Origin of the sequence: Acinetobacter sp. ABJ-A23_2 (assembly GCF_044538765.1) — a bacterium.
Taxonomy (GTDB): Bacteria; Pseudomonadota; Gammaproteobacteria; order Pseudomonadales; family Moraxellaceae; genus Acinetobacter; species Acinetobacter nosocomialis_A.
This window is the reverse complement of the sequence record NZ_JBIUCP010000002.1, coordinates 48,221-72,367: the sequence shown is the minus strand read 5'-3', so window position 1 is coordinate 72,367 and position 24,147 is coordinate 48,221. Positions and strand designations below refer to the sequence as shown.

Sequence of the window (24,147 nt, the reverse complement as noted above, 5' to 3'; positions counted from 1 at the left end):
CTCTTGAGCGGGCTGTTAGCTAGCGGGCTAAATTATATGACAAAAACACAATCTTGTGGGGGATTGGTTGATCTTTTGACCGAAAGTCGAATAAGACCAATGCTAAGTGATTTAAAACTAAGAATAACCAACAGCTAAGGCAGTTATTTGAGAATAAAAAAAGCCATTTGAGCGGACATCAAATGGCGAGAGGTAGAAAAGATTAAATGATATTAATTATTTGGCAGCAGCTTGTTGTTCAGCCTGAATTGCTGTTAAGGCAATAGTAAAGACAATGTCATCTACTAAAGCACCACGAGACAAGTCATTGACTGGTTTGTTGAGGCCTTGCAACATTGGTCCAACGCTGACTACATTTGCTGCACGTTGTACTGCCTTATAGGTCGTGTTACCTGTATTTAAGTCTGGGAAAATAAATACATTGGCACGACCAGCAACACGTGAGTCTGGTGCCTTTTGGCGTCCGACACTTTCAACAGAAGCTGCATCGTATTGGAGTGGACCATCAATCAGTAAATCAGGGCGACGTTGCTGTGCAATTTGAGTTGCTTGCTGTACTTTCTCAACATCAGCACCAGTGCCAGACGTACCAGTTGAATAGCTGATCATGGCAATACGTGGGTCAATTCCAAATGCTTTTGCAGAGTCAGCAGACTGAATCGCAATTTCAGCAAGCTGGTCGGCTGTAGGGTCTGGGTTAATTGCACAGTCACCGTAAACATAGACTTCATCTGGTAAAAGCATAAAGAATATGGATGAAACCAGTGAGTAAGATGGTGCGGTTTTAATGAGCTGAAAAGCAGGGCGCACGGTGTTCGCAGTTGTGTGAACTGCACCAGAAACCAAACCATCTACATGATCTAGCGCCAACATCATGGTGCCGAGAACTACGGTGTCTTGTAATTGATCTTTGGCTTGTAATTCGTTGAGTTTACCCTTACGAAGCTCAACCATTGGTGAAACATATTGGTTGCGAATACTGTCCGGATCAATAACTTCTAGGTCAGCTGGTAGTTCAATACCGCGTGCTTTTGCAACGTCTTGTACAGCATCTGGTTTTGCTAGCAAAATACAATGCGCAATACCACGAGCCTGACAAATAGCCGCTGCTTCAATAGTTCGTGGCTCGTCGCCTTCAGGAAGCACAATTCGCTTTTTAGCTGCAATTGATTTTTGCACTAATTCATGACGGAATGCTGAAGGAGAAAGGCGTGGAGTTGCACCGTTATTACTGTGCTGTTTAAGCCATTCGACATCGATATGACTTGAAACAAAACGAGTCACTTGCTCGGCACGTTCGGTGTCATCGGTTGGAATTTCATTACCAAAATCGGATAAGCGCTGTGCTGTTTCCAGTGTGTTTAAACGGGTATGTAAAATTGGCAAACCTTGTTTAATGGCGCTTTGGCAAAACTCTAAAAGCTCAGGAGCAGGAGCTTCACGTTCGGTCAGTACCAAGCCTGCCAATGGAATACCGTTACTGGTTGCCAAGCTACCTGCAAGTAAAACGTCGGTACGTTCAGATGCACTAATAATCAACTCGCCAGCAATGAATTTATTCAGTTCATATTCAATGCTTGAGGCAATTAAACTTGAGTGCAAAATACGACGTGTTTTCGCTTCGCCTTGATGTACCCATTGGCCATCAATCACGTTCGCAATGTCTAAAGTTCTAGGTACACTTAAGGTATTACTAAATGGAACTAAACCAATAATGGGTAAATCGTTCGATCCAAAGTAACGATTATATTTTTGCAATTCTGTCGTGAATTTTGCGATGTCTTCGGTTGGACGTAGCGATGGGTCAAATGCGACAGGAATCTGAGCTGTTTCCTCAGATAACCCGCGTGTACGCATGAAGAGTACACCTGCTGTTCGGTTAGAAGTTGCACCACCAAATTGACGTAAGTGAGCTTCAACTTTCTCGGCTGTTTTACGTGGGTTTTGAATGTCAGCAGTGCTCACTAAAACCACTTCTGCATCGAGAGCTTGGGCAAGGCTGGCATTTAGCTCACTGGCAAAATGGTCTTGCCCATTTGGCAATAAGCCTTCAACAATAATCACATTATTGTCGGCTGCGATACTGCGATGAAGACTTACTGCTTCTTCAAGGAGTTCATCGACTTCACCTGACGCAATGCGTTGGGTTAATTTTTCATGAGAAATGGATTGAACAGTTTTACCTTGAAATAAATGACCAAATAATGATGTAGTTCGGTCTAAAGTTTCTTGATCTACCTGAGAAAACGGTTTTAAAAAGCCTGCTTTAATCCCATTACAATCAAGTGCATAAATCATACCTAAGCAGGCAGAGGTTAAACCAACCCCTTCACCTGTAGGAATTAATAAAATTGTATTCATATAAACCTATAAATAAATGAATAACGTTCTTTGACTTCTGTAATTAAACAAGGCTAACTTCAGGAGATGTGTTTTGTGAAACGTCTACAACCTGACGAGTTTCTTTAGCAATACGGCCTTCTTCATCGGTTGGAATGACCCAAATTTGTGGGCCTGTACCACTATCGATACGGCCTTCTGTACCACGTTTTAAATTGTTGTTCTGGTCTTTATCGAGCTGTAAACCAAAGTGAGGTAAATAAGCTAAAGTCTTTTCACGAATATAAGCTGAGTTCTCACCAATACCACCTGTGAAGATCAAGCCATCAATGCTCGGTAAACCACAGCTTAGTGCAGCAAGTGATTTTGCAAGGCGGTAGCTAAATACTTCAATTGCAAGACGCGCATCTTCATTGCCATTTTCAGAGGCTTCAATCACTGTACGCATATCGTTAGAAAGTTGTGATAAGCCAAGTAAGCCACTTTCGTTATTCAAAACTTTATCGATTTTCGCCAAGTCCCAACCAAGGTTTTTTGCAAGGAAACTATGTAAGCTTGGGTCGACATCACCACTACGGGTACCCATTACAACACCTTCAAGCGGAGTAAGCCCCATAGAAGTATCAACACTTTGTCCGTTCCATACTGCACAAGTCGAACTACCATTGCCCAAATGCGCTGTTAACCAACCACCTTTTTGGAAATTACCAGCCAGTTCACTGCCTCGGTCAGACACATAAGCATGGCTTGTGCCGTGAAAGCCATAACGGCGGACGTTATGGTCTGTATATAAAAATTTAGGGATTGCATAACGGTATGCATGCGCAGGCATGGTTTGGTGGAATGCAGTGTCAAATACAGCAACTTGAGGTAATTCAGGAAATAGGCGCATCGTTGCTTCAATCCCGATTAAGTGGGCTGGGTTATGAAGCGGTGCAAGAGGAGTAGCTGCACGAATACGTTCTATAATTTCAGGAGTAAGTAATTCAGCTTTGGTGAGGCTTCCACCATGTACGACACGGTGACCGATTGCTTGAGGTTTATAGTTTGCAAGACGTGCAAGTAAAGTTTCTAAAGCTTTGGCGTGGTCAGCATAGGGAATTGAGAGCTCTAGTGGTTCTCCACCGACTGTAATTCCTTTAATACGAGCATCAGCCGCCCCTAAGTTTTCTGCTAAACCATAAATACGATCTTCACGACGGTCTGAAACCAGCGCGTATTTAATAGATGAAGAACCGCAATTAATAACTAATACTGATGTAGCCACGTTGAAATACCCAAGTCCTGATTTAAAAATAGTTTTCCTAACTTCCTGATCAAAAGCATTAATTGCAACATGCATTTAGAGCAGGTTGTGATGTTTTAACATGTGTTGTTTTTCTGTCCAAGATAGACTTTAGCCCATTAGACTTAAGCACTATCGACCATCAAATTTTTTATAACTAGTATTCGTTGAGTATAAAGCTTAACCACTGTATTTATTGTTTTTTTGTAGAAGAATTAAACAGTTTTTTGTATGTATTTATGAAAAGTAAATTTTGAATTAAAGTAATTTTCAACTATTTGGTATAAATTTTTTAAGAAAAAAGAAGTGCTGTCATTTTAATCAAACTAGAGGGGAGTATTACAAATAATATACGTAATTGAAATTAAGTTTTAATAGTTTATATATAGGATAAAAAGGATAAATTATAAACATTTTTAATATTAAACTAAGTATAAAAAAGTCAGTGCTTATCCATTTATAAAGATATTTTATTGCTTTGATATTATGAGAAATTTCTCATAGTTATTAATGTTTAATTTACCCGTAAATATAGTCAAAAATAAAATCATTTCCTTGTTTAAAACTTAAACATTATTTGTCTTTAATGCTAAGGCCTAGAGTATTGCTCGGAGTTATAAGGGCTTGCATGTCGCTTTTTGCCTTAATAATATTATTCATCCCTCTGCCAAATGATCGTTAAATATATCATTTGGTCTATTTTGTTTTTCCGGCTTATCCGGTTGTACAGGAGCGTCCAGCATGGACTTGCCGAACCCAATATTGGCAAAAGTTACCGAGCGTGTAATCGCGCGTAGCCAAAAAACTCGTTCTGCATATTTACAACGCATTGAACATGCCCAAGGTAAATTTCCTGCTCGTGGTGCACTCTCATGTGCCAATCTCGCGCATGGTTTTGCCAGCATGGAAGATAATGAAAAATTAATTATTAAAGTTGGACGTGAACCAAATATTGGCATTGTGTCTTCATATAATGAAATGCTTTCAGCACATGCCCCTTATAAAACCTTCCCAGACATTATAAAAACAGCTGCCCGTGAAAATGGTGGTGTTGCTCAGTTTGCAGGTGGTGTGCCGGCAATGTGTGATGGCATTACTCAAGGTAATGCCGGTATGGAATTGTCATTGTTTTCACGTGAAACAATTGCGATGAGTACAGCAATTGCACTTTCTCATAATATGTTTGATGCCGCATTGTGTCTCGGGGTATGCGATAAAATTGTGCCGGGCTTACTGATTGGTGCCTTACAGTTTGGTTATCTACCGACTATTTTTGTGCCTGCGGGTCCAATGAGTAGTGGTTTATCAAATGATGATAAAGCCAGAATCCGTCAACAATTCGCGACTGGTCAAGTGGGCCGTGATGCCTTACTTGAAGCTGAATCGGCTGCTTATCATGGTCAGGGCACATGTACCTTTTACGGTACAGCGAATAGTAACCAAATGCTGATGGAAGTGATGGGTTTACATTTGCCAAGTGCTGCATTTGTTCATCCTCACACACCACTACGTGACGCTCTTACTGCCGAAGCTGCTAAACGTGTGCTTGACCTAACTGCTGAGCGAGGCAACTACACACCGATTGGTCATGTTGTCGATGAAAAAGCCATTATCAATGGCATTGTGGCGTTACTCGCAACTGGTGGTTCAACCAATCACACATTGCATCTGATTGCGATTGCACGCGCGGCTGGCATCTTAATTGACTGGGATGACTTTGATGAGTTGTCTGCTGTTGTTCCATTGCTCGCAAAAATCTATCCAAATGGTAAGGCTGATGTAAACCATTTCCAAGCAGCGGGTGGGGTTGCTTTCCTAATTCGTAACTTACTTGAGGCAGGGTTACTCCATAACGATGTAACGACAGTCGCTGGTAAAGGTTTACAGCACTACACCAAAGAACCGAAATTGATTGAAGGTAAGCTCACTTGGGTTGACGGTGTGGTTCAGAGCCTCGATGACAAAGTACTCCGTAGCATTGATGCGCCGTTTCAGCCAGATGGTGGCTTGCGCTTAATGCAAGGTCGCCTTGGTCGTGGTGTTATCAAGATTTCTGCGGTTGCGCCAGAGCACCGTAAAGTTAGAGCTCCGGCAATTGTGTTTGACTCTCAAGAAGCAGTACAAGCAGCGTTTGATCGTGGCGAATTACACCGAGACTTTATTGCAGTTGTTCGTTTCCAAGGTGCTCGTGCCAATGGTATGCCTGAGTTACATCGTTTAACGCCTGTTCTGGGTGTTTTACAAGACCAAGGTTTCCACGTTGCTTTAGTCACGGATGGTCGTATGTCTGGTGCTTCAGGCAAAGTTCCTGCGGTGATTCATTTATCTCCAGAAGCCTTACTAAATGGGCCGATTGCTAAAGTTCAAACCGGAGATATGTTGGTGATTGATGCTGAGGCTGGTGTACTCGATATTGAGTTAGATGAACAAACTTGGCAGTCACGCCCTGTTGCACAACCAGAACATCAGGCAGAAAATGAAGTCGGCTTTGGCCGTGAATTATTTGGTGTATTCCGTGCAGCAGCAGCGCCTGCTGAACATGGGGCATCTGTGTTTGGTTCACTTGTTGGTGAAGAGCCACAAGCGCATATTTGAGACAAAGGAATTACAAAGTAATGAGCAAGATTGAAGATGTGGTCAAATTAGGCCCAGTAATTCCAGTGTTGGCCTTTGACTCTGCCGAACAAGGTGAACATGTATCACGTGCGTTGCATGCTGGTGGTGTAAAAGTCCTTGAAATTACGTTGCGTACCGCTGCGGGTCTTGCTGCTATTGAGCGAGCATCTCAGTTGGCAGACGACATTGTGGTGGGGGTGGGAACAATTACCAAGCCTGAGCATTGTGCTCAAGCTAAGAAAGCAGGCGCTAAGTTTGGTGTATCTCCTGGTTTGACCAAAGACTTACATTTGGCTGCGCAAGATGCTGGCTTACCTTTATTACCAGGAGTCATGACACCAAGTGATCTGATTCAGGCGATTGGGCTTGGCTATGACATTGTGAAGTTTTTCCCAGCTCAGCAAGCAGGTGGGGTCGAGATGCTAAAAGCATTTTATGGTCCATTTCCAAACTTACGTTTTTGCCCGACTGGTGGAATTACAGCAGAGTCAGCACCAGAGTTCTTGAAGCAACCTAATGTCGTTTGTGTAGGTGGTTCATGGTTGACGCCTAAAGCTGTTGTTACTGCACAAGACTGGGCTGAAATTACGCGTTTAGCTCAAATTGCGAGTCAGTTGAGAGCATTGTAAATGTAGTCAATATTTATAAAAAATGAAGTGCATTCTATGTGCTTTAAAGGCTGTATTGATGTGACCAGTTTGTGCTGGTCACACCTAAATATAAAAAATTAATGTCTTAACAGTAGGAATTACTGTGGTTGAAGACTTTTGTTTAGGTAGTGTGCCTAAATAATAATTCCAAGGAGAAGTGTCCCATGGAGACGGTTCAGGGTGGCATGTTGCTGATCTACACTGTAATCGCGATTATTGCATTGGTTGTTATGATCGCGAAGTTCAGAATTTATCCCTTTTTAGTTCTTATCATTGTTTCACTCGGTTTAGCTTTAGCTGTTGGCATGCCAATGGGCGATATTGTTAAGTCATATGAAGCTGGTACTGGTAAAACCTTGGGCCACCTTGCGATTGTAATCGCACTCGGAACGATGCTCGGCAAAATGATGGCCGAGTCGGGTGGTGCTGAACGAATAGCAATTACTTTAATTAAATGGTTTGGTGAGAAAAATATTCACTGGGCCATGATGTTTATTGCTCTTATTGTTGGTCTTCCCGTATTTTTCGAAGTCGGTTTTGTTCTACTTATTCCAATTGCGTTCAACATTGCTAAACGGACAGGCAAGTCCTTATTAGTTGTTGGTTTGCCGATGGTTGCTGGTTTGTCGGTTGTACATGGTTTAATTCCGCCACATCCAGCAGCTTTGCTGGCAGTGCAGGCATATCATGCTGATATTGGTAAAACGATTGCTTACAGTTTAATAGTCGGTGTTCCAACAGCTATTGTGGCTGGGCCTTTGTATGCACTCTGGATTAATAAATACGTCAAACTGTCTGAAAATAACCCGTTAGCAAAGCAGTTTGTTGATGCGGATACGACTAAGACTCGTGAGCTACCAAGCTTTGGGATTACCTTATTTACGATTATGTTGCCTGTTGTACTCATGTTAATCGGAAGTTGGGCTGATCTGTTCTTTGCACCAAAAACTTTCGCAAATGATGTACTACGTTTCATTGGTACTTCTGATATCGCATTGCTTATTGCTGTACTGGTCAGTTTTATTACCTTTGGTACGATGCAGGGCTTTAACCGTGAACAAATTGAAAAATTCTGTGGCGGGTGTTTAGCTTCTATTGCCGGGATTATGTTGATTGTAGGTGCAGGTGGTGGTTTTGGTGGCATTTTACGTGACACCGGTATTTCTGATGAGATTGTATCTACAGCTTTGAAGGCAAATTTATCGCCGTTATTGTTGGGCTGGTTTGTTGCAGCATTAATCCGTTTGGCTACGGGTTCTGCAACGGTTGCTATGGCTACCGCTTGTAGCATTGTTGCCCCAATTGCAGCTACAGCTGGTGTTGCTGTTAGACCAGAACTTTTAGTCCTTGCGACGGGTTCAGGTTCATTGGTGTTCTCACATGTAAATGATGCAGGATTTTGGTTAATCAAAGAATATTTTGGTATGACAGTAGGGCAGACACTCAAAACTTGGTCGGTATTAGAAACGATCATTTCGGTGTTGGGTTTATCTTTCACGCTACTGCTTAGCACTATTTTATAATTAAAGGTGAGTAATCCATGATTGTGATTGCAATGGGTGTCTGTGGAACAGGTAAAACCCTAATCGGTGAGTTGTTATCAGAGCGTTTGGCTTGTGAGTTCCTCGATGGCGATACGCTTCATTCGGCTGCAAATAAAAGCAAAATGAGCCAAGGTATTCCTTTAACTGATGAAGACCGTTTGCCGTGGTTACAAGCCATTCGTCAGGCGATTGAAACCAAACAAAGAGATGGTGAAACGGCTGTATTTACATGCTCATCTTTAAAGCGGATGTATCGCGATATTTTAAGAGGGCAGGACCAGAATATTAAGTTTATATACTTAAAAGGTTCTTATGAGCTGTTGCAGCAACGTCTTGCTGAGCGAGCAGGCCATTTCTTTGACCCATCATTGTTACAAACTCAGCTAGATACATTAGAGGAACCTGATGTGAATGAAGCAATTGCTATTGATATTGCGCTCACACCAGAACAGATCATTGAACAAGTCATCCAGAAGCTAGGGGTGACTGATAGTGTGTGTCGAGGATAACCTCATTTAAAACTCACATCTTGATGGCTCTATAGCCTGAGGCCCAAGCAAGGTGAATACCGGTAACAGTACTGGTATTCACACAAACTAGACCTGTTCATAACGGGCTAGGTTTAAATTTATAAATAATTGGAGATAAGAATAATGAGCCATTCAAATAATTTACAACATAAATTTCCCCCAGTAGATAGTATTCCTGACAGCGTACGTCTGCCATCTCAGATTCATCAGCGTATCTCGTTAGTGGATGGTGAGTTGAAGTTATGGGCTGGTTCAACCAAGAAGACATTCTCTCCAATCTGGATTCAGCAGCCTGACGGTAGCTTGCAGCAAGTTGAGCTTGGTAGTTATCCAGTCATGGGTGAGAAAGAAAGTGACGAAGCGTTGGAAGCGGCAGTACGCGCCTACAATAATGGTCGTGGTGAATGGCCAATGATGAAAGTGGGTGAGCGCATCGCTTGTATGCAGAATTTCATTCAGCGTATGGTGGAACAGCGAGACCTCATTGTTAAACTGATCATGTGGGAAATTGGCAAGAGCTTGGCGGACTCTGAAAAAGAGTTCGACCGTACTGTCACCTATATGCGTCAAACGATTGATGCCCTGAAAGATCTGGATAATGCCAACTCCCGCTTTGTGATTGCTGAAGGTACGATTGGTCAAATCCGTCGTACTCCATTAGGTGTCGTGTTATGTATGGGACCATACAACTACCCGCTGAACGAAACCTTTGCTACCTTGATTCCGGCTATGCTGATGGGTAATACCATCATTTTTAAACCGCCTCAATTTGGGACCTTGCTGTTTGAACCGTTGTTGGAAGCATTTCGTGATTCATTTCCAAAAGGTGTGATCAATACCATTTATGCGCCAGGTTCATTGGTGGTGCCACATCTGTTGGCATCTGGAAAAATTAATGTATTGGCATTGATTGGTTCTAGTAAAGTGGCCGATCACTTGAAAAAACAACATCCTAAATCTCACCGTCTGCGTGCGATTCTAGGATTAGATGCAAAGAACGCAGCCATTATTCTGCCAGATGCTGATTTGGATTTAACAGTGAAAGAGTGCCTGTTAGGAGCATTGTCGTTTAATGGTCAGCGTTGTACTGCGCTCAAAATGCTGATGGTACATCGGTCAATAGCTGACGAATTTGTTAAGCGTTTAACGGCTGAACTGGCTAAACTAAAAGTGGGGATGCCTTGGGAAAAGGGTGTATTTATTACTCCGTTGCCAGGTATGCACCGTACAACCTATATGACTGAAGTCATTGAAGATGCCGTGGCAAAAGGAGCTAAAGTCGTTAATCCGGAAGGTGGCGAATTCTGCAAAACCATGTTCTATCCAGCCGTAGTTTATCCTGTGACAGAGGGTATGAGACTGTATCGCGAAGAACAGTTTGGTCCAGTGGTGCCTGTCTCTGTTTATGATGACATTGAAACTGTGCTGGAATATGTTACGACTTCGGATCATGGTCAGCAGGTGAGTATTTTTGGTAGCGATCCTGAGCAAATTGGTCATTTAGTCGATACACTTGTACATCAAGTTTGTCGTGTAAATATCAACTGTCAGTGTCAACGTGGTCCAGATGTATTCCCATTCGGTGGCCGTAAAGATTCTGCGGAAGGTACACTGTCTGTGCATGATGCGTTACGTGCTTTCTCTATCCGCGCTATGATTGCGGCTAAACAGACCGATGATAGCAAAGGCATGCTGGCCTCTATGGTGTCTGAGCACTATTCTAAATTTGTGAATACCGACTTTATTTTCTAATGAACATATGATTAAAAAAACCAGCCTTTGGGCTGGTTTTTTATTGGAGCTAACAAAATAAAACGCCTGATATTGATCAGGCATTTTATTTAAATAAGAGAGGACTTATTGACGAATTTGACCGTCACCTAACACAATCCATTTTTGAGAAGTTAAGCCTTCTAAACCAACTGGACCACGTGCATGAATTTTATCTGTTGAGATACCAATTTCAGCACCTAAGCCATATTCAAAGCCATCAGCGAAACGAGTTGAAGCATTAATCACGACTGAACTCGAATCTACACGAGCCAAGAACTGACGAGCCAAAGTATAGTTTTCAGTCACAATGGCATCGGTGTGATGTGAACCATACTTATTGATATGGTCAATTGCTTCATCAATACCACTAACCACTTTAACAGCAAGAATTGGTCCTAAATATTCGGTATACCAATCTTCTTCTGTCGCAGGTTTTACAGAAGCGCCTAAAATACGACGTGTTTCTGGACAGCCACGGAGTTCGACTTGTTTTTCAGCATAAAGTTCAGCAATACGTGGTAAGAAAACGTCTGCAATTTTTTCATCAACAAGCAGTGTTTCCATCGCATTACAAACACCGTAACGATGTGTTTTGGCATTCAATGTAATTGGTAATGCTTTTTGTAAGTCGGCTTGAGCTTCTACAAACACATGACAGTTACCATCAAGATGCTTAATGACAGGAATGCGAGCTTCATTGGTTACACGTTCAATTAGGCTCTTGCCACCACGTGGAACAATGACATCTACATACTCAGCCATGGTAATGAGGTGACCAACCGCTGCACGGTCAGAGGTTTCAATCACTTGTACTGAATGCTCAGGTAAACCAGCAACTTTTAAACCATGTTTAATCGCTTCAGCAATGGCTTTATTTGACTCAAGTGCTTCTGAACCACCACGTAAAATAATGGCATTGCCCGATTTAATTGCTAAAGATGCAGCTTCAAGTGTTACGTTTGGACGTGATTCGTAAATCATACCAACGACACCCAAAGGCACACGCATTTTTCCAATTTGAATACCTGTGGGGCGATATGCAAGATCCGTAATTTCCCCAATTGGATCGACAAGCGCGATCACATCTTTTAAACCTTGCAACATCCCTTTAAAGCGTGCGGGCGTAAGCTCAAGACGATCAAGTAAGGCACTATCAAGCTTGTTGTTACGGCCTTTTTCCATGTCGATTTGATTCGCCGCCAAGATTGCTGCCTGATTATTTTCTAAAGCAGTATAAATAGCAGAGAGTGCATGATTTTTAAGCGAAGTTGAAGCACTTGTTAAAACGCGTGAAGCCTCACGTGCTTGTTGCCCAACTTTTTGCATGTATTGTTCAATTGAATCTTGCATAGCAGTTTTTAATCATTTACCAATGACTACGATAGTAGCAGTCAAATGCGGAACAATGAATGGCTTTTTTTCAAAAATGTGACCGCTATAAAAAAACATTTAAATATTTTGAAAACTATTAGCGGCTTAAACAAGATGAGCGGTCATTTCAGCGATTGCGTATATTTCAGACAATTGTTTAGAATGGACTTGTGCAATACAAACTAATACAAATTTTAAAGATTTGTGCATAAAAGATTACATGTTCAAGAAGGAACTCTTGCAGCATAAAAAAATTACAGCAAGGAGGAAGCAAGGATATGAATTCCATTATTCAAATGGATTCGGAGATAAACCAAGCTTATGCCGGTTTTGGGTTTTTCGATATCTACCATAGAGATAGTTTTAAACAACCAGCTCGTACCACATGGATTGACGGCTGGAAAATTGAATACATGGCGATTGCAGACCCAAAAACCATTCACAAAACACCGATTGTGATTGTTGGTGGTGCTTTTCAAAATTTTAACTCTTATAAATATTGTGTTGAGCAACTGTTTGAAAGTGGTCCAGTCATTCTAATTGACTTGCCATCTATGGGTGCAAATCAACAAATTACCAATCGGGATACTGGAATTTCTGCTGGAACATTAGAACTACCTGATTTATCAGAAATGTTAGGTCGCTGGTTAGATATTGTCGGAATTCAAAAAGTTTCTGTAATGGGAATGTCGTTGGGTTCAGTCGTTGCTTCTTGTTTTGCCTATCACCGTCCAGATTTGATGGATCGCATGATTTTGATGGGTGTTATGCAAAAGACCCGTAAAAGCTGGCGAATGATTTTGGAAGAATCGCTCAAACTCATGCAAGAAAACCGTATGGAAGAGTTTGGGCAAGCGGTAATTTTATATTTGGTCAATCATGCCAAGTTAGATAAAACCCGTATGTCACCTACAGCTAAAAAATTATTTTTTAGGCAAATGGCTGAGTTTACGGGTACCGAGCGTGAACGTTATGACATTAACTGTAATCGACTTTTGCGTTTAACAGATGTGCCGATTCCAAAGTGTAAAACACTGGTTGCAGCAGGGCAGTATGACAGTTTTACTCTGCCTCATGAAAATGCCAATTTTGCTTTGCAATGTCCAGATATGGAATTTGCTCTGATTGCGAATGCTGATCATGTACCACAGCTCCAGCGTCGTAAAGAAACCATGAGTTTGTTTACTTCATTCTTAAAAGGTGAATCTATCCAAAATTTGGATGGCATTATTCCTATGACACGTGAACAAATGCAAAACATGGAGCGCCGTGGTGAAGAGCGGATTTCAGTTCTTCAACCTAAAACGAAACTGAGCCACCGTGAATGTAAAACGGAAGTGTCAGTGACGATTGTTGACGTGACTTTCTTTGGGATGTACTTGAAGTTAGATGATGTGACACAGCTCGACTTTGTAAATGAACACCCACGGGATCTGGCTCTGCATCTAGAAGATGAGGAAGGCACTTTCTCGATTGAATGTTTAATCTTTGAAGCTACTGAACAAGGAATCCGTGCTTTATTTAAACATGGCAGTTTTGAGCTTGCTGATCGTTTAAGTCGTTTTATTGTCCGTCAAAAACAAACTGCTTAATTAGGTTTTTATAAATGGAAGCTTGTTTATTTCGAGCTTCCATTTTTTATATTTATTATTTTGTTTGGGCGTGAATGGTCCAAACTAAGTCGCCTAAATGTTCTTCACCTCTCTCTTTAGAAACTTGTCCAAAGAATATTTGTGGTTGTTCAACACTTACCTGACTAAATCCTGCATCTTTAAAAAAGTCTTTCACCTCAAGTGGCGTTTTAAAATGAAAACTAAAAGAGCTGCGAGACATGAGTTTAAGTAATTTACTGCTGTTCCAGATAATACTGGCGAGTTTGTTTTTAACAGGTTCAGGGTAAAGGTCGGTTAAGTAATGGAGCTTTTTAAAAGAAGTCCCATAGTGAGCAATTGACTGGATCAGTTGTTTTAATAAATCTTTGTCAAAATAGTTAATCAAACCTTCACTGATCACAACTAGTGAACGGTTCGGGTCAAACACTTCAAATGCTTGAGCAAAGGCTTCGGTAAATAAATCGACTGATAAAATCTCAGGTGCATTTTTTTCAATTTGTTGTAGGGCATTTTGTTTGGTTTGTGCCATATCGGGTAAATCAAGTTCTCGATAGGTAATAGAAGGGTAATGCTGCCTAAACCACCAGCCACGTGGTGATAAACCACAGGCAATTTCAAGCACCTGTAAATCAGAGTTTTCTTGAATTAACTTCTCTAAATTATGATCAAGCATGGTATGGCGCTGTTTAAGCGTCGTGCGCATGCTGCCACCCACATATTTCTCTGCCCAAGACTCTAATGGGTGAACTAAATATGCCAGTGATTTGCCTTTACTGGTAGCAAGTGCTTCGTGTGAGATCCCCATTTGATACCAGATATAACCCGTATAGTGTGCTGTAAAAGAGATGTGGCGGTGTTTTGAAAGGTGTTGTGTCATTCGTCCTGAACTCGATTTATTGTTTTTGTGTGATCTTCATTATTAATAACAATGAAGAGGTTCTAATGCATTGATGGTGAATGAACCTGCATGATGGAGTCCTGTCAATTAGGTTGGCATTCTGGGATGAACTTTCAGTTGGAGTTACTTTTCTTTCGGGAAAAGTAACCAAAACCATTGTCATACGCAAAACCTGTTCACTTTCTGCATCTATCAAATATATTGAAGCAATCAATATCCTTCAGCAGATGAGCAGGTTGCGTATGACTTAACCGCGTATCAGATAGTGAATAGGTTTTTGTAGCCAATTAAAATTTTTACTAACTTAAATCGAATTCTTAAACTCTTCAATGGCTGTTTTGACAGCTTGCCAGTCATTTCCAAGCGATAAAGTTTCACCAACTTGGATTTGTGGAATTTGACCACGCATGCGTTCAAGGCGTTCTTGGTTTGGTAGCTCTAAGTTTGCAATACCTTCAAGTGCTGTACATGCTGCACTACGGTCATTACATACTAGCCCCATATCACAACCAGCTGCCAGAGCGGCCTGAATACGTGCATCTGCGCCACCTGCTACACATGCAGCCTGCATGCTTAAGTCATCAGAGAAAAGTACGCCATTAAAATTCAAACGTTTGCGTAGAACTTCTTGAATCCAGAAAGGTGAGAAACCTGCCGGATTTGGGTCAACCTGATCATAAATCACATGTGCAGGCATGAGCGCATCAAGCTCAGGCATAAGCTTAATGAAGCTTTGCATGTCATGGTTATAAATCTCGTCATAGCTACGGCTGTCGATTGCAGCTGCGACATGAGAGTCGGCTTTTACCGAACCGTGGCCTGGGAAGTGTTTACCGGTATTTGCCATACCAGCTTTTTTCATACCGCGCATAAATGCACCAGCAAGCGGGGCAATATCCTCAATGTTTTTAGAGAAGCCACGGTCACCAATGACATCACTAATGGCATTAAGGTCTAAAACTGGTGCAAAACTAAAATCGATCCCCACAGCCAAGACTTCAGTTGCCATTAACCAACCACACTGTTCAGCCAGTTCAAGCGCCTTTTGTGGTTGGGTGATATAGAGTTCGCCAAAGCGGCCCATCGCTGGCAATAGCGTAAAGCCAGATTTTAAACGTTGAACTCGACCACCTTCCTGATCGACAGCAATCAAAATATCTGGGCGAACTTGGCGCATATGGTCGGTTAAAGCACGGACTTGTTGTGGTGATTCAATATTTCGTGCAAATAAAATCATGCCACCGACTTGCGGAGCTTGTAATAGTTCAATATCTTCTTTAGTAAGTTCTGTGCCGGCAATGTCCAGCATCAACGCGCCAATCATATTGGTTCCATTTGAATTTTGATTGAAAAACAATAAGCGAATTTTGCAATGATTTGCTACATTTTGTCAGTACAGAATATGATAAAACTACACGGTATAAACAATTTAGTTGGTTAAGATGTTGAATCTGCTTAGTTCATATCGAAAACAGAGCGTGTAAGATACGAACACCCAAGGAAGTATTAAGAATTTATGAAACTTCAAACTATAGCTTGTGCAGTAGCAATCGCGACTGGCGGTTTATTCTTCTCTCATACGATGAACGAAGCAAGAGCAGCAACCAATACAGCTGCTGTTTCTCAATCGATCCAGCCAACGCAAGAGCAGGCCTTGGTGGCTCGTCAACTGGCAACTTTAGTTGATCGCCAACATTATTTAAATATGCGTCTGGATGCGAATACATCTAACCGTATTCTTGATATGTATTTAGACAGTCTTGATCCAGACCATTCATTATTTTTAGACGCTGAAGTTCAAAATTATAAAAAACTCTATGGTTCAAATTTTGGTGCTTCATTAAAAGCGGGAAACTTAACTGGACCGTTTGCAATTCACCAGCAATATCGTGAACGCTTAAAACAATTTTACGAGTTCATGTTGGCTGAGTTGAAACAACAACAGAACTTAAAGCAACCAAATAGCTATATAGAAGTAGATCGCGAAAAAGCGCCGTATTTTAAAACAACGGCTGAGCAGCAAAATCACTGGCGTAAGATGCTGGTTTCACAGTTAATTAATTTAACGATTAGTCGTGAAGAAGAGCAGGCAAAACAAAAGGCACTTAAAGAAAACCCGTCACTTGCTGATGGTCAAGACTTAAAAGGTCCGGAAGATTTAACGCCAGCTCAGACTTTGACTAAGCGTTATACACGTCAGCTTGAAAGAATTAGTCGTGTAAAAAGCGATGATGTTTTAGATAAAACATTAAATGCAATGTTAGCGACTTATGATCCACACAGTAACTATTATCCACCAATTGATGCGATTGAATTGAATCGCCAAACCACTTTGCAGCTTGAAGGGATTGGTGTTTCGATTCGTCCAGAGCGTGGCAATGAAGATTACACCAAGATTGAAACCATTGTAGAAGGTGGTCCTGCAAGTAAGTCTGGTCAAGTGAAATCGGGAGATCGAATCGTTGGAGTCGCTCAAGAGGGCGGCAAAATGATCGATGTGGTTGGTTGGACAAGTTCGGAAATTGTTGGGCTTATTCGTGGTAAACGTGGCACTAAAGTCACGCTAAAACTTCTTGGTGCTGGTGCATCAATGAGTCAGGCACGTAATGTGACTTTAGTACGTGATGTTATTCAAGAAGAAGATGCAGGTGTTCGCTCACGTACAGTTGAAGTGACACGCGATGGTAAAAAGCATGTATTAGGTGTGATTGAAATTCCATCGTTCTATTTTGACTATCGTTCACGTCGCGCTGGTCAGCAATATCGTTCAGTTTCCGAAGATACTGCAAATGCTTTTGAGGCATTAAAAGCGAAGAAAGTAGAAGGTATTATTATTGACTTGCGTAATGACCCGGGCGGTTCATTAGAAGAAGTTGCACGTATGCTTGGGCAAGTGATTAAGTCAGGTCCAGTTGTGCAAATTCGTGATGGCAACGGCAATGTTAGTGTATTTGAAGACAACGATGGCGGTCAGCAAATCTATACAGGTCCACTCGCTGTATTGGTGAACTTGGCATCTGCTTCAGCAAGTGAGATTTACTCTGCGGCAATTCAAGACTATGAACGTGGCATTATCATTGGTAGTACAACTACAGGTAAAGGTACAGCTCAGGTCCAACTTGATACTTTGGCATACGGCCAAGCGACCTTAACTCAGCGTAAATTCTACCGTGTTACAGGTGGTAGTACGCAAAACAAAGGTGTAGTGCCAGATATTAAGCTTGTCGATATCTATAACGAAGAGTTTGGTGAGCGTAAATCGAAAAATGCATTGAAGTGGGATACCATTCCGACTGCACCATTTAAGCGTGAAGGTTCTGTTCAACCATATGTTGCGAAGTTGTCTCAATTCTCTGAACAACGTGTTGCTGCCGATCCTCAGTTTAAATATTTAAATAAACGTACGGCAATCGCGAAGGTTACGAGTGACCAGAAACAGGTTGTGCTTGATATTGATAAGCGCCGTGCAGAGCTTTTGAGTTTAGAAAAGCAAACTTTAGATGCTGAAAATGAACGTCGTGCAGCAACAGGTCAAAAACCTTTTGCAAACTGGGAAAGCTACCAAGCTTCATTAGATGCGTTAGCTGAATCTCGTGCCAAAATGAAAGCTAACCAACGTCCTGCGTTGCCAGAAGAAGAAACATTTGTGAATGAAGCGGCAAATGTACTTATGGACTATGCAAAATTGCAAAACCGTTAAGTTCTTTTGTCTGTTTTACGAAAAAGCACGCTGTTCTCAGTGTGCTTTTTTAATTTTTTATGTCAGTAAACTGTCACGCATTTATCATCAAAATGTCAAAAAAACTGCTTAATCTTTAAGCATGAAAATAAATACATTGATGGATGGCGCTATGCAAGGCTCATACGCGACAGCACTATTAAAACAACAGCAACTCCCTGAAAGCTTCCAATTCTATTTTAAACAAAAACAGCAGTTGTCTAATACTCAGGAATTGCACCAACTCCACGGGTTGGTTCGACCTCGTTTAAAAATTGCAATTGTGACAGAGACATGGCCACCAGAAATTAATGGCGTAGCACTCTCACTATTACAGTTATGTCAAGGTTTGCAAAAACAAGGGCATAAAATTCTACTGGTTCGACCTGAACAAAAAGCCAAGTGTTATGATTTTTTGCCAGAGCAAGAATGTCTGGTCATGTCACAAGCGATTCCGAAATATCCAACGCTGCAATTTGGCTGGCCTCAATATTTAAAAGTTTCAAAAGCTTTTGAAAAATTTATGCCAGATGTTGTGCACATTGTGACGGAAGGGCCGCTGGGCTTAACTGCTATGCAAGCTGCAAAAGCAAAAGACATTCCTGTTTCTAGTGGCTTTCATTCACCATTTCAAGATTTTAGTCGATTCTTTGATCTGGCTTTTTTAGTTAAGCCAATTCAAAAATATCTTTGCTGGTTTCATAACAACACGCAAGTGACCTGTGTTCCAAGTAAAGATACAGAAGAAGCTTTGCGTGGTTTTGGTATTACCTGCCCACTTATTGTGGTTGGACGAGGTGTCGATACTACGCGCTTTTCGCCAAAGCATCGCTCAGAAAGCCTACGCCAACAATGGGATGTCGATGCCGATACTCGTGTCATGCTGTATGTAGGACGTTTATCACCAGAAAAAGAAGTGCAATTGATTGTTGAAAGTTATGCAGCCATGCAAAACATGCAAAACATGCAGCAACATAAAACTAAACTGGTTGTGGTGGGAGATGGCCCGGATCTTGCTCGATTAAAAGCATTACCTGAAGCGAGAAATGTCATTTTCACAGGTAGTTTGCGTGGACAAGATTTGGCAGCTGCCTATGCAAGCGCAGATGTATTTGTATTTGCGAGTCAAGTTGAAACGTTTGGTAACGTAGTTTTAGAGGCAATGGCGAGCGGTTTGCCGGTTATCGCGTATGATTATGCATGTGCACATCAATATTTAGTCCATAACGTAAGTGGTTGGTTAAGTCCACTTGGGCAGAAAAACCATTTTATACAACAAATTTATCAACTCCCTTCAGTACAACAACTTAGAGAAATGGGCATACAAGCCTGTCATAAAGTACAGCAAAGCGGTTGGCAACTTCCGGTACAACAATTAGAACAGGCATTTTATCAGGTGGTGAAGGAATCCTCGGTGGACTTCACCTAAGTATCCTAAAATAGGAGAACGACCATGAAATTAAAGAATGCAAAAATAAAAATACTCGATCTTGATTTGAGAGGCTGTTTATATCTCAATCATTTTTCTCACTCACAACGTGTGGCTTTATTCTTCAAAATTATTAGCCGTGCGGGCGATGGGCCATTTTGGTACCTCATGCTGGCAATTGTATGGGGAATGCATGGTATTACCTACAGTTTGCAAATTATCTATTTGTTAATTGGCGGCTCGATTGGAACAGCAATTTATAAATTTCTAAAACATAAAACGACGCGTCCACGCCCATACCAAGTCCATCAAGTGATTGTGCTTGGTGAAAGACCACTTGATCACTTTAGTTTTCCATCTGGCCATACGTTACATGCAGTGATGGTGACAATTGTGTTGGGGTATATCCAACCTGTGTTATTAGCCGCTATGTTACCTTTCATGGTGCTTGTTGCGTTGTCTCGTATGGTACTGGGGCTTCACTACCCAAGTGATGTGATTGTGGGGGCACTTATTGGTGCAGCAGTGGCAAGTATCATTATATTTGTAGCGCCATTATTAAACATCGCTTTATAACGAACAGTAATTTTTATCAGCTTAAGCTATCGATTAGGTTTGTGGATTTGCTAAAGTACACAGTTCGTGATTTAGCAGATTAAACAGATAGGAGCCGCTATGGGCTTACGTTGGACAGATACGATTGATATTGCCATTGAATTGTCAGAAGCACATCCAGAAGTTGATCCGCAATGGATCCGTTTTACCGATTTACATGCATGGGTATGTGCATTACCAGACTTCAGTGATGACCCAAATAAATCAACCGAAGGATTGCTAGAAGGTATCCAAATGGCCTGGATAGACGAAGTTCGCTAAAAACAGTAGAAAAAATCGCAACTTTTACACATTCAAAGCTGATTATTGCCTATGACATCGGTATAATGCTGCAAATTTTTTAAAGTTTAAATCTTAAAATAAAGGAGCCACTCATGGCTATTGAACGTACTTTGTCTATCGTAAAGCCTGATGCTGTGTCTAAAAACCACATCGGTGAAATTTTTGCTCGTTTCGAAAAAGCGGGTTTAAAAATTGTTGCGACTAAAATGAAACACCTTTCTCAAGCTGATGCTGAAGGTTTCTATGCAGAGCACAAAGAACGCGGTTTCTTTGGTGACTTAGTTGCATTCATGACTTCTGGTCCAGTTGTAGTATCTGTTCTTGAAGGCGAAAACGCAGTTCTTGCTCACCGTGAAATTTTAGGTGCTACAAACCCTAAAGAAGCGGCTCCTGGTACTATCCGTGCTGATTTCGCTGTAAGCATCGACGAAAATGCTGCTCACGGTTCTGACTCAGTTGCTTCTGCAGAGCGTGAAATTGCTTACTTCTTTGCTGACAACGAGATCTGCCCACGCACTCGTTAATCGAAAGCATTCAAACCAGATAAGTGGTATACTACTTATCTGGTTTTTTTATTCTCTCAAGAGCATATTGTCTGATTCTTGAACAATATCTTCTGTTTTTGACATGGTTTAGGTAAATACACATGAGTTCTGCAGTGGTCGTTTCATCTGAAAATCTTGATGGACAGCAGCAATCTTCGTCCACGCCAGCATCGCCTGCTGCCGAAAAAGTGAATTTACTCGGCATGTCACGCGCGCAATTAGAAAAATTCTTCGAAGATATTGGTGAGAAAAAGTTTCGTGCCGGACAGGTTATGAAATGGGTTCATCAGTACTTTGTTACTGATTTTGCTGAAATGACCAATATTTCAGGAAAGTTGCGCGCAAAACTGGAACAGATTTGTGAGATTAAAGCTCCTGAGGTTGTTCACCGTCACTATTCAAAAGATGGCACACGTAAATGGGTGTTTCGTGTAGGTGAGGGCGCGGGTTCATTAGTTGAAACTGTATTAATTCCTGCCGAAGATAAAACAGGTTTGCGCAAAACTTTGTGTATTTCATCACAAGTAGGCTGCGCATTGGACTGCTCATTTTGTTCAACAGGTAAGCAAGGTTTCCAGCGTGATTTAACCCCAGATGAAATTATTGGGCAACTTTGGATGGCAAACTATTCTTATATGGAAGAAGTGCCTGTTGCTGAACGTGAGCGTTCAGTGACCAATGTCGTGATGATGGGTATGGGTGAGCCATTGCTCAACTATGACGCCGTATTAAGCTCAATGCACATTATGCTTGATGACTTTGCTTATGGCATGTCAAAACGTCGTGTGACTTTATCAACGTCAGGTGTTGTACCAAAAATTGACCAGCTTGCGAAAGATATTGATGTCGCTTTGGCAATTTCTTTACATGCGCCAAACGATGAACTACGTAACGAATTAGTGCCTATTAATAAAAAATATCCATTGGCTCAATTGATTGCAGCATGTCAGCGTTATATTGCCAAAGATGGTAATGAAAGTGCGCGTAAACATGTGACTATCGAATATGTCATGTTGGAAGGTGTGAATGACCAACCTGAACATGCACAGCAAATGATTAAATTATTAAAAAATTTACCAAGTAAAATTAACTTGATTCCGTTTAACCCGTTCCCGCACGCGCCATATGGTCGCTCAAGTCGAAATCGTATTATCTCGTTCCAAAAAACTTTGTCTGATGCCGGATTTGTGTGTACGATTCGTCAAACACGTGGTGATGATATTGACGCTGCATGTGGACAGTTAGTGGGTCAAGTAGCTGATAGAACCCGCCGTGCTGAACAGTGGCAGAAAAAAGTTACACAGCGTCAAGAGATTTTACGTACACAAGGATAAAGTTGAGGGAAGACTTTGAGTACTCCGAAGTTAAAGATCATGTTATGTATGGGGGTTGCAGTTGCATTTCTGGCAAGTGGTTGTCAGACTTCGCCAACACTAAAAAAGGACCCGGAAAAAGCGGTTAAGGTGCGTACGCAGCTTGCTGCAGAATACATTCGTTCTGGTGACTTGGATTCTGCAAAGCGTTCCCTTGATCAAGCCTTAAGTGTCGATAGCCGTGATGCAACGGCAAATATGATGATGGGTATTTTATTGCAACAAGAAGGCAGTAAACCCAATTTAGAAAAAGCAGAACATTATTTTAAACGTGCAATTTCTTCTGAGCCAGATAATGCTCAGGCACGTAATAATTATGGTACGTACTTGTACCAAATGGAGCGTTATAATGATGCAGTCGAGCAATTCCGTATTGCTGGTGCAACATTAGGTTATGATCAACGCTATCAAGCCTTAGAAAATCTTGGGCGGATTTATTTAAAATTGGGTGATATTGCGAGTGCTGAAAAAACATTCAAACAAGCACTCCTTGCTAACCGCGACTCTTACATTTCAATGTTAGAGTTAGCAGAAATTTTTTATTTGCAGCAGCAGATTCCGGCTGCTACACAAATGTATGAACAATATGTTCATACAGTGGGGCAGAAAAATCAGGGTGCGAGAGCACTTTGGATTGGTGTAAGAGTGGCTCGAGCCAATGCGGATAAAATGGGAATGCAAGTCTTAGTAAACCAGTTACGTGCCTTGTTCCCGGAAAGTCCAGAATATCAACGTTATTTGCAATTACAGTATAGTACTGAGGCCGTATGGAAATAAATCCTAATTCACAGCAGCCAACTGGCTCAAGCTTACCGACTTCTGCTTTAGGAAATATTCAACGTCCTGGTGAGTATTTACGTCAAATTCGAGTTGCTCAGAAAAAAGAATTAGAGCAAGTTTCTTCAGATTTAAATATGCCGGTTAAGACCTTGACCGCTTTAGAGCAAGATGACTATAAATCATTGCCGGAAGCGACTTTCATTAAGGGGTATTACCGTTCATATGCAAAATATTTAAATACGGACGCGACGGCAATTATTCAACGTTTCGATGAGATTTATGCAAATGATACTGGGCTGTTACCAAATCATGCCTTAAACAATTCGCCAATTAAAATCATGGGTAAATTACCGGGTTCTAATAGTGATCGTAACAGGAAGTTGTTAAAGCGTGCATTGCTTGCGATTTTGATTATTGTTGTCGTGTCATGGATTGTGGTGGGTGTTCAAAAATGGACTTCAAAGAAAGAAGATGCTGAGGCGCCAAAAGCAAATCAGTCTAATGTTGAAGTTTTACCTATGAAAGGAAATGCCTCTGCAACAGCGGGTGATCAATTGGTGTTAAACTTTAACCGTCCAACTTCTGTTCATATTGTAGATGCAACAGGGAAGGTTTTAGCTACGGGTCGTCAGGCATCGACTTTAACCTTAAATGGTGAGTCTCCATTCCAGATTCGTCTTGATGACGCAACAGCTGTGTCATTAAGTTTAAACCAAGAACAGATTTCATTGTCTCCATATACGGTAAACGGTAAAGCTGAATTCCGTTTATCCCGCTAATACCAT

19 protein-coding genes are annotated in these 24,147 nt (G+C 41.4%); 14 read left to right on the top strand and 5 right to left on the bottom strand.

Annotation, left to right across the window (positions count from 1 at the left end; translation table 11 throughout):
• Positions 1 to 216: 216 nt before the first annotated feature.
• Entirely contained in the window at positions 217 to 2,361 is a 2,145-nt protein-coding gene (gene pta, locus ACH63V_RS01250; protein WP_396462511.1) for a phosphate acetyltransferase, read from the bottom strand.
• 43 nt (positions 2,362 to 2,404) lie between these two features.
• Positions 2,405 to 3,607, bottom strand: coding sequence for an acetate/propionate family kinase (locus ACH63V_RS01245; protein WP_396462510.1), 1,203 nt, complete (start codon positions 3,605 to 3,607; stop codon positions 2,405 to 2,407).
• 759 nt (positions 3,608 to 4,366) lie between these two features.
• Here ACH63V_RS01245 and edd point away from each other — a divergent pair.
• The 5 genes from edd to ACH63V_RS01220 all read left to right on the top strand — a co-directional run bounded on the left by edd (position 4,367) and on the right by ACH63V_RS01220 (position 10,717).
• Positions 4,367 to 6,220 (top strand): phosphogluconate dehydratase, encoded by a 1,854-nt coding sequence (gene edd, locus ACH63V_RS01240; protein ID WP_396462509.1) that lies wholly within the window; start codon positions 4,367 to 4,369, stop codon positions 6,218 to 6,220.
• Between the two features lie 20 nt (positions 6,221 to 6,240).
• Complete coding sequence (gene eda, locus ACH63V_RS01235; protein ID WP_396462508.1) at positions 6,241 to 6,870, top strand: bifunctional 4-hydroxy-2-oxoglutarate aldolase/2-dehydro-3-deoxy-phosphogluconate aldolase; 630 nt, start codon at positions 6,241 to 6,243, stop codon at positions 6,868 to 6,870.
• A 185-nt stretch (positions 6,871 to 7,055) separates the two neighbouring features.
• Entirely contained in the window at positions 7,056 to 8,414 is a 1,359-nt protein-coding gene (locus ACH63V_RS01230; RefSeq protein ID WP_049066377.1) for a gluconate:H+ symporter, read from the top strand.
• A 17-nt stretch (positions 8,415 to 8,431) separates the two neighbouring features.
• Positions 8,432 to 8,944, top strand: a complete 513-nt coding sequence (locus tag ACH63V_RS01225; RefSeq protein ID WP_004698777.1) for a gluconokinase — start codon at positions 8,432 to 8,434, stop codon at positions 8,942 to 8,944.
• 144 nt (positions 8,945 to 9,088) lie between these two features.
• On the top strand, positions 9,089 to 10,717 hold the full coding sequence (locus tag ACH63V_RS01220; protein WP_274785914.1) for an NADP-dependent glyceraldehyde-3-phosphate dehydrogenase: 1,629 nt from the start codon (positions 9,089 to 9,091) through the stop codon (positions 10,715 to 10,717).
• A gap of 105 nt (positions 10,718 to 10,822) precedes the next feature.
• Here ACH63V_RS01220 and ACH63V_RS01215 read toward each other — a convergent pair whose 3' ends face one another.
• On the bottom strand, positions 10,823 to 12,088 hold the full coding sequence (locus ACH63V_RS01215) for a glutamate-5-semialdehyde dehydrogenase (protein ID WP_396462507.1): 1,266 nt from the start codon (positions 12,086 to 12,088) through the stop codon (positions 10,823 to 10,825).
• Positions 12,089 to 12,387: 299 nt separating this feature from the next.
• On the opposite strand from ACH63V_RS01215, the gene ACH63V_RS01210 reads away from it, so the two are divergent.
• Positions 12,388 to 13,701 carry an alpha/beta fold hydrolase gene (locus ACH63V_RS01210; RefSeq protein WP_396462506.1) on the top strand — a complete coding sequence of 438 codons (1,314 nt, stop codon included), beginning with the start codon at positions 12,388 to 12,390 and terminating at the stop codon, positions 13,699 to 13,701.
• Between the two features lie 55 nt (positions 13,702 to 13,756).
• Here the strand turns inward: ACH63V_RS01210 and ACH63V_RS01205 are convergent, their stop codons facing one another.
• Both ACH63V_RS01205 and nagZ read right to left on the bottom strand, forming a co-directional pair.
• Entirely contained in the window at positions 13,757 to 14,599 is an 843-nt protein-coding gene (locus ACH63V_RS01205) for a class I SAM-dependent methyltransferase (RefSeq protein WP_396462505.1), read from the bottom strand.
• 325 nt (positions 14,600 to 14,924) lie between these two features.
• Positions 14,925 to 15,944 carry a beta-N-acetylhexosaminidase gene (nagZ, locus tag ACH63V_RS01200; protein WP_396462504.1) on the bottom strand — a complete coding sequence of 340 codons (1,020 nt, stop codon included), beginning with the start codon at positions 15,942 to 15,944 and terminating at the stop codon, positions 14,925 to 14,927.
• A 192-nt stretch (positions 15,945 to 16,136) separates the two neighbouring features.
• Between nagZ and ACH63V_RS01195 the strand changes: the two genes are divergently transcribed.
• The 8 genes from ACH63V_RS01195 (at position 16,137) to ACH63V_RS01160 (ending at position 24,141) form a co-directional block, all read left to right on the top strand.
• On the top strand, positions 16,137 to 18,320 hold the full coding sequence (locus ACH63V_RS01195) for a carboxy terminal-processing peptidase (RefSeq protein WP_263612898.1): 2,184 nt from the start codon (positions 16,137 to 16,139) through the stop codon (positions 18,318 to 18,320).
• 139 nt (positions 18,321 to 18,459) lie between these two features.
• Positions 18,460 to 19,767, top strand: a complete 1,308-nt coding sequence (locus ACH63V_RS01190) for a glycosyltransferase family 4 protein (protein WP_396462547.1) — start codon at positions 18,460 to 18,462, stop codon at positions 19,765 to 19,767.
• Positions 19,768 to 19,791: 24 nt separating this feature from the next.
• Positions 19,792 to 20,343, top strand: coding sequence for a phosphatase PAP2 family protein (locus tag ACH63V_RS01185; protein WP_039250407.1), 552 nt, complete (start codon positions 19,792 to 19,794; stop codon positions 20,341 to 20,343).
• 99 nt (positions 20,344 to 20,442) lie between these two features.
• Positions 20,443 to 20,643, top strand: a complete 201-nt coding sequence (gene iscX / locus ACH63V_RS01180) for a Fe-S cluster assembly protein IscX (protein WP_004698764.1) — start codon at positions 20,443 to 20,445, stop codon at positions 20,641 to 20,643.
• Positions 20,644 to 20,756: 113 nt separating this feature from the next.
• Complete coding sequence (gene ndk, locus ACH63V_RS01175; protein WP_000963851.1) at positions 20,757 to 21,188, top strand: nucleoside-diphosphate kinase; 432 nt, start codon at positions 20,757 to 20,759, stop codon at positions 21,186 to 21,188.
• Positions 21,189 to 21,310: 122 nt separating this feature from the next.
• Positions 21,311 to 22,543 (top strand): 23S rRNA (adenine(2503)-C(2))-methyltransferase RlmN, encoded by a 1,233-nt coding sequence (gene rlmN, locus ACH63V_RS01170; RefSeq protein WP_396462503.1) that lies wholly within the window; start codon positions 21,311 to 21,313, stop codon positions 22,541 to 22,543.
• 15 nt (positions 22,544 to 22,558) lie between these two features.
• The gene (gene pilW, locus ACH63V_RS01165; RefSeq protein ID WP_396462502.1) at positions 22,559 to 23,359 is read left to right on the top strand and encodes a type IV pilus biogenesis/stability protein PilW; all 801 of its coding nucleotides are present in this window, start codon (positions 22,559 to 22,561) and stop codon (positions 23,357 to 23,359) included.
• Positions 23,350 to 24,141: a helix-turn-helix domain-containing protein gene (locus ACH63V_RS01160; RefSeq protein ID WP_396462501.1), complete on the top strand. Its 792-nt coding sequence runs from the start codon at positions 23,350 to 23,352 to the stop codon at positions 24,139 to 24,141. Before pilW ends, ACH63V_RS01160 begins: the two co-directional genes overlap by 10 nt.
• Positions 24,142 to 24,147: the final 6 nt, after the last annotated feature.

Coding starts and splice junctions, on each gene's coding strand:
- pta (WP_396462511.1), bottom strand. CDS start 2,361: ATGAATACAATTTTATTAATTCCTACAGGTGAAGGGGTTGGTTTAACC.
- edd (WP_396462509.1), top strand. CDS start 4,367: ATGGACTTGCCGAACCCAATATTGGCAAAAGTTACCGAGCGTGTAATC.
- eda (WP_396462508.1), top strand. CDS start 6,241: ATGAGCAAGATTGAAGATGTGGTCAAATTAGGCCCAGTAATTCCAGTG.
- ACH63V_RS01230 (WP_049066377.1), top strand. CDS start 7,056: ATGGAGACGGTTCAGGGTGGCATGTTGCTGATCTACACTGTAATCGCG.
- ACH63V_RS01225 (WP_004698777.1), top strand. CDS start 8,432: ATGATTGTGATTGCAATGGGTGTCTGTGGAACAGGTAAAACCCTAATC.
- ACH63V_RS01220 (WP_274785914.1), top strand. CDS start 9,089: ATGAGCCATTCAAATAATTTACAACATAAATTTCCCCCAGTAGATAGT.
- ACH63V_RS01215 (WP_396462507.1), bottom strand. CDS start 12,088: ATGCAAGATTCAATTGAACAATACATGCAAAAAGTTGGGCAACAAGCA.
- ACH63V_RS01210 (WP_396462506.1), top strand. CDS start 12,388: ATGAATTCCATTATTCAAATGGATTCGGAGATAAACCAAGCTTATGCC.
- ACH63V_RS01205 (WP_396462505.1), bottom strand. CDS start 14,599: ATGACACAACACCTTTCAAAACACCGCCACATCTCTTTTACAGCACAC.
- nagZ (WP_396462504.1), bottom strand. CDS start 15,944: ATGATTGGCGCGTTGATGCTGGACATTGCCGGCACAGAACTTACTAAA.
- ACH63V_RS01195 (WP_263612898.1), top strand. CDS start 16,137: ATGAAACTTCAAACTATAGCTTGTGCAGTAGCAATCGCGACTGGCGGT.
- ACH63V_RS01190 (WP_396462547.1), top strand. CDS start 18,460: ATGGATGGCGCTATGCAAGGCTCATACGCGACAGCACTATTAAAACAA.
- ACH63V_RS01185 (WP_039250407.1), top strand. CDS start 19,792: ATGAAATTAAAGAATGCAAAAATAAAAATACTCGATCTTGATTTGAGA.
- iscX (WP_004698764.1), top strand. CDS start 20,443: ATGGGCTTACGTTGGACAGATACGATTGATATTGCCATTGAATTGTCA.
- ndk (WP_000963851.1), top strand. CDS start 20,757: ATGGCTATTGAACGTACTTTGTCTATCGTAAAGCCTGATGCTGTGTCT.
- rlmN (WP_396462503.1), top strand. CDS start 21,311: ATGAGTTCTGCAGTGGTCGTTTCATCTGAAAATCTTGATGGACAGCAG.
- ACH63V_RS01160 (WP_396462501.1), top strand. CDS start 23,350: ATGGAAATAAATCCTAATTCACAGCAGCCAACTGGCTCAAGCTTACCG.